Annotated in this window: 2 protein-coding genes; both read right to left on the bottom strand. The window is 65.1% G+C overall.

Features of this window, described 5'->3' with window-relative positions:
• A partial coding sequence (gene nifN, locus PFH44_RS27335; protein ID WP_283826798.1) for a nitrogenase iron-molybdenum cofactor biosynthesis protein NifN occupies positions 1 to 1,233 on the bottom strand: 1,233 nt, incomplete at its 3' end.
• A 10-nt stretch (positions 1,234 to 1,243) separates the two neighbouring features.
• A partial coding sequence (locus PFH44_RS27330) for a nitrogenase component 1 (protein WP_283826797.1) occupies positions 1,244 to 1,631 on the bottom strand: 388 nt, incomplete at its 5' end.

Below are 1,631 nucleotides of genomic sequence, written 5' to 3'. Positions count from 1 at the left end.
CCGGGGGACCTCGCCGAGCCGGTCAAAGAGAGGGAAGCCGGCGCGGATCAGCGGTAGCGCAAACTGTTCCGCCAGGTCGCAGGCGTGAGAATTGGCCACCAGCAGATCGGCGGGCTGCGAGCAGAGCAGGGTTTGCAGATCCTCCAGATCCCCCGGCACCACGCGCTCAACCGGCAGCTGGCGCAGGCCGGGATGGCCGGTAGGGGCGACCAGCGGACCTGGGCGCATTCCCTGGCTGATGGCAAAATCGCACCACGCCGCCAGCAGATCGCCTTCTGCCGCCATCGCCATGCGCTGGTCCTGAAGCCACATATGGCAGTCGATCATCGCATCCTGGAGCTGTCCACGCTGGCGCTCAATCCACTGCGGAACGCCGCGCCCGGAAATCTTCGCCAGCTGATGGATGAACGTATCGCAGTGTTCAAGGGTCATCAGGTGCGGCAGGGCGATAACCTCGCCGTGGCTGCGCCGGGCCAGCAGGGAGGAGGCCCGGCTCAACGAGGCGCCGATGGCGAAGCTGCACAGGCTCTGCCCCATCTGCTCTATCTGGCGCAGCGGCGTCCCGCCCTGGGTAACCGGCGAAAAGTCCCCCTGCGCGAGGTGGCCGTCCATCGATTGCGCGAGGTCCGGCAGGATCGTCGCCTGCAGGCCGAAGGCTTCCACGTAGCGGCGCAGCAGCTCGATATCGCCGGGAGAGCAGAGGTGGCTCACCAGCAGGTTGACCCGGCGATTTCGCTGGCCGGCGCGCGGCGTCGGCGCCACCCACTGCTCGATGACGCTCTCCAGCACGGCGCTGAAGCCGTTTTCCATCGAGCCATAAAAATCAGGGCTGTTGACCGTCAATATCGCCACCCCTTTATGCCGGGGATACTCCTCGCGGAACTGGCGCACGATCCGGGACATATCGCTGCCCTGGGCCTCCGATAGCCCGGTGCTGAGCAGGACGATGGCCTGCGGAGCGTTGCGCTGGCACAGGGTATCGAGGGCGGTAAAGATATTGCCGTCCGCGCCCATAATCGTCGAGGTCGGGTCCATCGCCGTCGACTGCAGGGGCACCGGGTCGTGGAAGTGCTGAATAAAAAAGACCTTGGCAAAGGCGCTGCAGCCCTGCGCGCCGTGGACCAGCGGGATGCAGTGGCCGATCCCGAGGCTGGCGAGGATTGCGCCGAGCGGCTGGCCGGTTTTTACCGGACTGACCGCCAGCGGTTTATCGGTGCGAAAAATTTCTGCCATGCTGTGCTCCTTAGTGCCAGGGGGCGCGGGAATGGGTTTGCGGCCAGACCGGGCTATTGATGGTCTGACAGATCTGACGGGCGAGGGTGACGATGCCCTGATAGCCGGCGAAGGCGTGCTCGCGCTCCTGATTGATGTCAAGAAACGGCAGCCGGGCCTTGTAGGCGGTGTACATATTGCGCCCGCCGGCGATCATCAGGTCGGCCTGGTAGCGGTAGACCACGTCCAGCAGGGTGCGGGCGTTGCCTTCGTCGAGCATGACCGCCTCTTCGCCCATCAGCTCGCGGATCCGCTGTTTATCTTCCTCGGTGGATTTGCGCGTGCCGGTCGCCACCACGCTCATCCCCAGATCCTGCAGCGCCGACACCACCGACCAGGATTTAACGCCGCCGGTGTAG

The sequence above is a fragment of the Klebsiella sp. Ech2A genome, from assembly GCF_030078455.1.
Taxonomy (GTDB): domain Bacteria; phylum Pseudomonadota; class Gammaproteobacteria; order Enterobacterales; family Enterobacteriaceae; genus Klebsiella; species Klebsiella terrigena.
Note: the sequence above shows the minus strand (reverse complement) of the source record. Positions and strands in the feature narration are given on the sequence as shown.